This is a genomic window from Ruminococcoides intestinihominis (assembly GCF_040096285.1).
Taxonomy (GTDB): domain Bacteria; phylum Bacillota; class Clostridia; order Oscillospirales; family Acutalibacteraceae; genus Ruminococcoides; species Ruminococcoides intestinihominis.
Window position 1 is genome coordinate 1 of sequence record NZ_JBBMEY010000059.1, and the last position, 8,555, is coordinate 8,555.

The following is an 8,555-nucleotide window of genomic DNA, read 5'->3' on the forward strand; positions in this document are numbered from 1 at the left end:
CCATTCCCTCAGCGGAACGTGTTTTATTATACGGCTATTTTGCCTCTTTGTCAACACTTTTTTTCAACTTTTTTTAATAATTTTTAAATTTCTTTTCACTACACTATATATTGATATTTAAATTTATTCTTACACAATATATAGTTATATTAGATATCAATAATTGCTATACTATCTGATAATTCTTTGTATTTCCCACAAAATTATTTAAAATATTTTTTTAAATTTAATTTTCACTTTCAAATTTATTTCTATTATCCACAATTAATTCCTATTTTCTTCTTATAATAAAACAGCCGATGCTTTATTTTGCACCGACTGTTATTAGTTTTTATAATTTTTATATTATAAAGGGATATACTAATATTATTAAAAACTACAATAATATTAATGAATTACTTATCATTCTTTTCAACTAGAGCCTGAGTATCTCTTGCGATAACAAGTTCTTCGTTAGTTGGGATAACATATACAGGGATTTTACTATCATCAGTAGTTAGTAGTGCTGTGCCGTCAGCAGTTTCATTTCTTTCGTCATCACACTTAATACCTAGTACATTTAGGTAATCTAGAACTGCTTTTCTTAGATGTGTCTGATGTTCACCAATACCTGCAGTAAAGCAGATACCGTCACAACCACCTAGGGCAATATAATATGAGCCGATTGTCTTAGCAATCTGATAATATAGCATCTGGTGAGCTAAGTGTGCTCTTTCGTTACCTGATTCTTCAGCTGCACAAACATCACGGTCATCTGATGATACACCGGAAATACCTAGTAAACCGGACTTCTTATTTAGGATTGTATCCATTTCTTTTGCAGATAGACCTTCTTTTTCCATAATATATGTAACAACAGAAGGGTCAAGTGAACCGGAACGAGTACCCATCATAAAGCCATCTAGTGGAGTTAGACCCATTGATGTGTCAATAACTTTACCACCTTCAATAGCAGTGATTGAAGAACCGTTACCGATATGACAAGTGATAAGCTTTGTATCCTTAATATCCTTACCTAGTAATTTAGCAAGTTTACCTGAAACATATCTATGAGATGTACCGTGGAAACCATATCTACGGATAGAATACTTTTCATAATATTCATAAGGTACTGCATACATATATGCTTTTTCAGGCATTGTAGCATGGAAAGAAGTATCAAATACAGTAACCATTGGAGTATCTTTACCAAATACACTTTGAGCAGCCTTGATACCCTGAACTGCACCAGGGTTGTGTAGTGGAGCTAACGGTGAAAGAAGGTTAATCTGTTCAATAGTAATAGGTGTAACAACTGTTGATTCGTGGAAAATCGCACCACCCTGAACGATTCTATGGCCAACTGCACCAACTTCTTTAACATCAGAAATAACACCTACTTCTGGGTCAGTTAGAAGTTCTTTAACCTGCATAAATGCTTCTGTATGGTTATTCATTTCAACTTTAACAGTCTTTTCTTGACCTTTATAGTTCTTATAACCAACTAGGCTATCGCCAACACCGATTCTTTCGCAATTACCTTTACATAGAACTGATTCGTCTTTCATATCAAACAACTGATACTTAAGAGAAGATGAACCAGCATTAATTACTAATACTTTCATTATATCCTCCTGTTGAATGATTCATTCATTTGTTATATAATAATTAACGATATTATTATAAGTCAAAAATTGTAGTATTTCAAGTATTTAGGAGATTTTTATGATATACGGTTTGGTATCGGAATTCAATCCTTTTCACAATGGTCATAAGTGGCTGATTGACAAGGTTAAAACTGAAAATGACACAGTAGTTACGGTAATGAGCAGTAGCTTTGTACAGAGAGGTGACATATCTATTATTAGCAAAATGGATAGAACTTTTGCCTCACTAAAAAATGGTGTTGACCTTGTATTGGAATTACCTTCTGTTTACTCATTGTCAAGTGCAGAGGACTTTGGGAAAAGCTCTATTGAGATTTTGAAAGGTACCAATATAATTGACAAAGTCGTTTTTGGCAGTGAATGCGGTGATGTTGATTTACTGAAAAAGGGAATTTCTGCTCTTAAAGATAAAAATGTACAAAACATTATAAAAGAAAATATGAATAAAGGTGTTACCTATCCCAAGGCTATTCATAATTCTATATTAGAATTATATTCTGATGATATTGCAAATTTATTTGATGGTTCTAACAATATATTGGGTATGGAATATTTAAAGTCACTTGAAAATAGCAACATATCAGCAATTACTTTTTCCAGGAAAGGTGCTGGGCATAATGATAAATTTTCCAGTGGTGACTTTGCCAGTGGTAGTTATATAAGAGATAATTATTCTAGCAGAGAATTATATACACCTAAATACCCTATTACCGATACTGCAAAAATTGAAAATATTGAGAAAATTATTCTTTACAAACTATCTTCTATGACAGAAAATGACCTTAGAAATATTCCTGATGTTCAGGAAGGTTTTGAAAATAGGATAATTAAAGTTGTTCAAAATACTAACAATTTTAATGAATTATGTGAAAAACTGAAAACTAAAAGATACACAATGTCTAGGATTAGGAGAATAATTTGTAGGGCAATTCTTGGTATTGATAATTCTGTTAAAGAAATTAGTGTACCATACATTAGGGTGCTTGGTTTCACAGAAAAAGGCAGTAAATTGCTGAAAGAAATCAAGGAAAATGGCACTTTGCCACTAATAACTAATGTGAAAACCGGTTATGATAATCTTGATAATAACGGTAAGAAAATTCTAGGAATTGAGAACCTTGCAACTAGGTTGTGGTCACTTGCAAGTTGCAACAACACAATACTAAACAATGAATTTACTCAGCAAATTATTAAAGGATAAGTTAATATACAGAACAAAAACCTTCTAAATTTTAGAAGGTTTTTTCTTTAATAGAATATTAATTATAAATCCTACAAATAATATTGATACTATTGTAAAAACATTTAATTGCACTTCACCTAGAAAAAATCCTATTAGTTGGTAAATGATCAATGATATTATGTAGGCAAAAATATTTTGATATAGCAATGCGAAAATAAATAACTTCTTGCTTACAAGTTCCTTATTCATTGCAATTATTGAGGCGATGCAAGGGGAATTTAACAAGTTAAATACCAAGAAACTAATTGCTGAGGAATATGTTGGCAGAACTGATTTTATAGTTTCATTGGAATTCATGAACATATTTAGTGATGAAACGATATTTTCTTTTGCGAAAATTCCTGAAAAAGTTGCACTGATACATTGCCAATTATTAAAACCCAAAGGATAAAACAAATTTGAAATTAACGCTGAAAAATAACACATTAGTGAGTTATTTTGATTTTCACCATTTAAATAGGTGAATTTTCCATTAGCAAAACCGAAATTAGAAAGTAGCCAAATGATGATACAAGCCACCACCAAGACAGTCCCTGCCTTAATTAAAAAGGCTTTTATTCTCTGAAACAGATGTGAACATATTGTACTTAACGAGGGTAAATGATAGTTAGGAATTTCCATTATGAATGGTGAATCTGTTGTAGTTATAATGTTCAGATTACTGAGAATTAATGAAGAAATCAGCACAAAAATAATTGAAGAAAAATAAATTATCGGTGCTACAAGGAAGTTATTTGAGAAAATCTCACTGCTAATAAGTGCAATAATTTGCAACTTGGCACTACAAGGTACATTTGTTGTGGTGATAACTGTTATAATCTTTTGCTTTTTATTTTCAATAGTTTTTGTTGACATTATAGCCGGTACACCACAACCTGAACTAATAAGTAAAGGAATTATACTTTTACCTGAAAGACCAAATTTTCTGAAAATTTGGTCCATAATAAAGGCTATTCGTGACATATAGCCTATATCCTCTAATATTCCTAAAAAGAAAAATAATGCAATAAGTTCAGGTACAAAAGCTATAACACTACCTACACCATTAATTATACCTTCATTAATTAGTGAAATTAAGATATTTGAGCAGTCAATATCGGTGAGAAAAGTTTTTATATTGTTACTTAACAAGTCATCAAAAATTACTGATGTAATAAAGTCGGAAGTTAAATTTCCTACCAAACTAACTGATATGTAATAAATAAGAAAAATTATTAGAATGAAAATTGGAATGGCAGTATATTTCCCTAAGAGAATATTATCCACTTTATTTGAACTATCACAAGACTTGCTACCGGCTGAGTAGCAATTGCTGAGAAGAACTTCAACAAATTTATATCTATCGTTTATTATTAATGCTACCGATTCATCATTATATAATTCTTCACAAGAATTAATTTTACTATTTATTTTATTTATAGTTTCTAAATTTAGATTTAGTGAATTTAAAATATATTTATCTTTTTCAAAAATTTTTACTGAATAATATCTTGATTTTTCTTTAACAGAATTATTATTGATTTTGCTTTCAATATATTGCAAAGTATTTTCTACATTAGAATTATATTTCATAAATTTAGGTGGTGAAGTTTTATTATTCGCAACTTGAATTGTTGTCCTGATTAAGTTATCTATGCCTAAATTTTTAAGTGCGGAGATTTCTACCACTTGAACACCTAGTATTTTTGACAGTTTTTCTATATAAATTTTACCACCATTTTTTCGGACAACATCCATCATATTTATTGCAACAACTATGGGTACACCTATTTCCATAAGTTGAAGTGTTAGGTATAGATTTCTCTCTAATTTTGTTCCGTCGACAATATTGATAATTACATTTGGTTTTTCGTTTACAAGGTAATTTCTTGCAACAACTTCTTCCGGTGAATATGGGGATAGTGAGTAAATCCCGGGTAAATCGGTTATAGTTATGTTATTATGATTTTTTAATATACCCTCCTTACTCTCTACCGTTACACCTGACCAATTACCTACATACTGATTGCTACCGGTTAATAGATTGAACAAAGTTGTTTTGCCACAATTAGGATTACCTGCAAGTCCGATTTTTATATTCATTTTGTCACCTAAACTTTCTACTATACAGTTTATTCTATAAATCAAAAAAAATTACAAGGCAACAAAAAACACCACCCAAAAATGGGTGGTGTAATTAATTTAGTTTACAATCAAACCGGATGAATCATATTTTCTTTGTCAGCGTTGTTGTTAAGTCCGATTTTCTTGTTTCTACGCTTTTCAAAGAAGTCCTTAGCTACCTTAGGGAACATAGCATAAGAAAGTACATCTTCTTCCTTTTCTGCGAAAGGAGCAGCTTCTTTCTTTAGTTCTTCCAGTTCAGGCTTTAGTAGGTCAGCAGGACGACAGTCGATTGGCTGCATATCGCCAATAATCTTTGTTCTGAATTTAGGGTCGATTGGTAGTGGAGTTGTACCATACTTACCTGCAACAAGATCCTTAAATTCATTTGTAACCATCTTATATCTTTCACCTGTGATAACATTGAATACTGCCTGAGTACCAACAATCTGTGATGATGGTGTAACTAGTGGTGGGTAACCTGCATCCTTACGAACATTAGGAACTTCCTTCATAACATCAAGAAGCTTATCTTCCTTACCGGCCTGTTTTAGCTGAGAAAGTAGGTTAGATAGCATACCACCAGGAACTTGATATAGTAGAGCTGATGCATCTGTAGCAAGCATCTTAGGGTCAATTAGACCACTGTCTAGATACTTCTGTCTTAGACCCATAAAGTATTCACGAATGTTAGCTAGAGCAGCTAGGTCAAGACCTGTGTCATATTTTGTACCCTGGAATGCAGCAACAATTGATTCTGTTGGTGAATGAGATGTACCGTCAGCTAGTGGTGACATAGCAGTATCAACAACATCACAACCATTTTCTACCGCCTTCATAATACACATTGAAGATAGACCTGCAGTAGCATGTGTGTGTAGCTGAATTGGAATATTAACTGCCTTCTTAAGATCCTTAATTAGGCTTTCACACTTATATGGTGTAAGTAGAGCAGCCATATCCTTGATACAGATAGAATCTGCACCGATAGCTTCAATCTTCTTAGCATAGTCAACATAGTATTTGTTATCAAATACAGGACCTGTTGTGTAACTCATAGCAATCTGTGCATGAGCACCTTCCTTTTTAGCAGCCTTAACAGCTGTTTCAAGGTTCTTAATATCGTTAAGAGCATCGAAAATTCTGATAATATCAATACCGTTAGCTACTGACTTCTGAACAAAATATTCAAGAACATCATCAGCATAGTGACGGTAACCAAGCATATTCTGACCACGGAATAACATCTGTAGCTTTGTGTTAGGACATTCCTTACGAAGTGTACGAAGTCTTTCCCATGGGTCTTCATCTAGAAATCTTAGGCAAGCATCAAATGTTGCACCACCCCAACATTCTAGTGAATAAAATCCGATTTTATCTAGTTCTGGGAGAATTGGTAACATATCAGAAAGTGGCATTCTTGTAGCAAGAAGTGACTGATGTGCATCTCTAAGAACTGTTTCTGTAATTTTTAGTTTCTTAGCCATTTTAATCTTCCTTCCAGTTATTAGCCGATTGTTACAAGTACTGTACCTGAGTCAACAGAGTCACCCTTGTTAACACAAATAGAAGTAACTGTACCTGAGCAAGGAGCATTGATTTCGTTTTCCATCTTCATAGCTTCCAAAATTACAACTGGTTCGCCTTCTTTAACTGTTGCACCGTTAGCAACCTTAATATCAAGAACTGTACCAGGCATAGGTGATTCAACCTTTGTACCTGCACCTGCTGATGGAGCCGGAGCAGCTGCTGGTGCTGGAGCTGCAGCTGGAGCTGGAGCAGAAGCTACTGGTGCTGAAGAAGCACCTGTTTCTTCAACCTGTACATCATATGTTGTGCCATTAACTGTAATCTTTAAATTTTTCATCTTAAATTCCCCTTTGATTGTAATATATTAACCGATTGTTGAATGTTTCTTTGGTAGAGTAGAAACTCTCTTGCTCATTAGCATTGTTACTGACTGACCAAGAACAGTTCTTAGTTCTGCTTCTGTAACGATATTTTCGATAACACCGTCTTCAGCAGCCTTAAATGCTGATAGGTTAGCCTGAGCAAATTCTTCAGCTACCTTTGGCTGATCCTTAACAGGAACTTCCATCTTTTCAGGAGCTAGTAGGAATGTTGCTGCCATTTCGTTAAGTGGAGAAACAACTGCTTCAGGTAGAGCAAATGTTAAATCTGTCATTGCACCTGAACCTGCCATTGCTACATATACAGGACCTACTGCCTTACCTGTAATAACTGTAATCTTTGTTGTTGTAGCTTCTGCATAAGCATTTGTAACAGAAGTTGCAGCACCAAGACAATCAAAGCCTTCACTATTTAGGAATGTGATAACAGGAATTGAGAAAGCATCACAGAAAGAAACAAGCTTTGTAATCTTCTTGCCGTCAGGCTTCTGAATCTTGCCACCCTTAGTCTGTACAACACCAACAACTTCGCCCTGTAGTCTAGCAAAACCAACCTTTGCAGTTTCGCCAATGTGGTCATATAGCTTAACATCAGAACCTGCATCAAGTGTCTTGCATACAATGCACTTGCCTTCAGGGTCAGGACCGAATTCTTCTGCACAAGGAGCAGTTGAAAGGTTGTTAGATGGCATATAAAGGATAAGATCCTTAGCTTTAGAAATAGCGTCTTCCTTATCGTCAGCGATAATTGCAACTGAACAGTTACAACCTTCATCATCAGAAGTCTGAACAGAAATCTTAGCATCCTTAGCCTTGATAACAAAGTCAGCAGAAGAAGCTGTAATAGCAGAAGTACCTAGACAATCTGATAGTACAACAGAAATCTGTGGTACAACACCTGAAAGAGTACTTGCTGCGTGAAGAACTGTACCGTAAGCGTTTAGAAGTTCATTACCTTCCTTTAGCTTACCGCCTAGGCTGTCATAGATACCTACAACAGGTGCACCGTTCTTTAGTGCAAGGTCATATACCTTCTTTAGTTTTGCTGCCTGTGCCTTACTCATAGCACCGTTTGCAACATCAATATTCTGACAAAAAGCATAGCAAGGTAGTCCGTTTACAGAACCATAACCGGCAACAGCTTCTGCATAGTTGTCACCTGACTTTGCATATGTGTCAATTTCAATAAAGCTACCCTCATCAAAAAATTCTGTAATTACCTTATAAGCAGAAGTTTTTGAGATTTCAGCCTTAGCCTGAGTAATTTTTTCTGTACTCATCTCTATTCCTCACTTTCGTGTATTTATACTGTGTCTATATTAAAATACTACATAAATCATTATATCCCAAAATATATTTTTTTACAAGAAAAAAGTGTGCAAAGATTTATTTTTGCACACTTTAAATAATTGTTGAAGATTTATGCGTAATTTATAGTCAAATTGCTCAAAAATACGCAAAACCATAAGGCTAGAATTAATAGTGTATTTTTCTATTATTATGAACAAAATGTATATAATTGTACACATTTAATTTAATAATAAAATACTTAGTTAAAGTTGTATAAACTAACTTTGCTGACCACTTACCAATAGAACAGTTATCACACTTTATTAACGGGTGAACAATTAAGTGAACATCAAAGATTACGTG

General features: G+C 33.7%; 6 protein-coding genes. 1 reads left to right on the plus strand and 5 read right to left on the minus strand.

Annotation, left to right across the window (positions count from 1 at the left end; genetic code table 11):
• Positions 1-395: 395 nt before the first annotated feature.
• Positions 396-1,604: an acetate/propionate family kinase gene (locus WMO18_RS09990; RefSeq protein ID WP_211148518.1), complete on the minus strand. Its 1,209-nt coding sequence runs from the start codon at positions 1,602-1,604 to the stop codon at positions 396-398.
• A gap of 100 nt (positions 1,605-1,704) precedes the next feature.
• On the opposite strand from WMO18_RS09990, the gene WMO18_RS09995 reads away from it, so the two are divergent.
• Positions 1,705-2,847: a tRNA(Met) cytidine acetate ligase gene (locus WMO18_RS09995; protein WP_211148519.1), complete on the plus strand. Its 1,143-nt coding sequence runs from the start codon at positions 1,705-1,707 to the stop codon at positions 2,845-2,847.
• 24 nt (positions 2,848-2,871) lie between these two features.
• On the opposite strand, the gene feoB is transcribed toward WMO18_RS09995, so the two are convergent.
• The 4 genes from feoB to WMO18_RS10015 form a co-directional block, all read right to left on the minus strand.
• On the minus strand, positions 2,872-4,971 hold the full coding sequence (feoB, locus tag WMO18_RS10000; protein WP_367286577.1) for a ferrous iron transport protein B: 2,100 nt from the start codon (positions 4,969-4,971) through the stop codon (positions 2,872-2,874).
• A 110-nt stretch (positions 4,972-5,081) separates the two neighbouring features.
• The gene (locus tag WMO18_RS10005; RefSeq protein ID WP_022506058.1) at positions 5,082-6,479 is read right to left on the minus strand and encodes an oxaloacetate decarboxylase subunit alpha; all 1,398 of its coding nucleotides are present in this window, start codon (positions 6,477-6,479) and stop codon (positions 5,082-5,084) included.
• Between the two features lie 20 nt (positions 6,480-6,499).
• Complete coding sequence (locus tag WMO18_RS10010; protein ID WP_022506059.1) at positions 6,500-6,859, minus strand: biotin/lipoyl-containing protein; 360 nt, start codon at positions 6,857-6,859, stop codon at positions 6,500-6,502.
• Positions 6,860-6,886: 27 nt separating this feature from the next.
• A complete protein-coding gene (locus tag WMO18_RS10015; protein ID WP_138157412.1) occupies positions 6,887-8,182 on the minus strand; it encodes a carboxyl transferase domain-containing protein in 1,296 nt (431 codons plus the stop codon).
• Between the last annotated feature and the right edge of the window lie 373 nt (positions 8,183-8,555).